Consider the following 1,201-nt stretch of genomic DNA (forward strand, 5'->3'; position numbering starts at 1 on the left):
GAACTCTGGTGTCCGCTCCTGCCCGTTGTCCACCAGTTTCGCCATGGCCCACAGCAGGTTGGCGATAGCCTGAGGAATAAATTGGTCTTTCTGTGCGTTCACATGGGGCAACAGCACGGCCACGGCCCTTTTGAACTCTGGTATCCACTCCTGCTCGTTGTCCACCAGTTTTGCCATGGCCCACAGCAGGTTGGCGATCTCCTGGGCATTAAACTGGTCTTTCTGTGCGTTCACGTGGAGCAACAGCGTGGCCACCGTCTCGTTGAGCCCGGGTGTCCGCTCTTGCCCGTTGTCCACCAGTTTTGCCATGGCCCACAGCAGGATGGTGATATGCTGAGGAATTAATTGGTCTTTCTGTGCGTTCACGTGGGGCAACAGCGCGGCCACGGTCTCTTGGATCCCTGGTGTCCGCTCCTGCTCGTTGTTCAACAGTTTCGCCATGGCCCACAGCAGGTTGGCGATATGCTGGGTAATAAATTGGTCTTTATGTGCCTTTACATGGGGCATCAGCGCGGCCACGGCCTCTTTGAACTCTGGTGTCTGCTCCTGCCCGTTGTCCACCAGTTTCGCCATGGCCCAAAGCAGGTTGGCGATTCCCCGGGCATCAATATCCCATGCTTTAGCTTTTCGGTTGCACTTGAATATTATTGCATCCAGTAGCGTCGACAATAAGGCAGCTTGTGTTCGCTTAACACGCTGATCCATGTGTTTATGAGGGGTAAAAACACCCGCTGAAGTAAATGAGTGCAGTGTTGTCGTCAGGCTTCGCCAATTCCAACTCCGTGTTACTGTGAAACTTTGCAGCAACCGCATCAGCTGGCTTTGTTCAACCCGATTTAACGGTCTTTTAGCAGCTGACGTGTATTTTTTAATTGAATTGGCATATAGGGCGTGATCTCTCCCATCATAGCGATCACCGAAACGATACGATTTACTCACCAGGCCATCCATTATTTCCTGTTGGGTGAACGCATTAAAATCTTGAGCAGGATTTACTGAACGGCGCAGTAGATATTGAAAAGGGCATGGGGCAGAAGATTGGTAAAATTCATTACGCCTCGGGGCTGTACGGTGGGGAGGATCCCATTGTCTGACTGTGGCATGCCTGTATCGCCCACGCCTTGAAGAAGCGGCATGGTCATTCGGTTGGTTGTAAGCATTATCTGATCTTGCGTATTGACCACTGATACCTGCAGAGCTT

At 51.8% G+C, this 1,201-nt stretch carries 1 protein-coding gene; it reads right to left on the bottom strand.

Going from position 1 to position 1,201, the window contains the following annotated elements:
* The coding region (locus tag J7438_RS25650) for a hypothetical protein (RefSeq protein ID WP_209278874.1) at positions 1–1,201 on the bottom strand (1,201 nt) is incomplete at both ends.

The sequence above is a fragment of the Thalassotalea sp. G20_0 genome, from assembly GCF_017744175.1.
Classification (GTDB): Bacteria; Pseudomonadota; Gammaproteobacteria; order Pseudomonadales; family Endozoicomonadaceae; genus Endozoicomonas.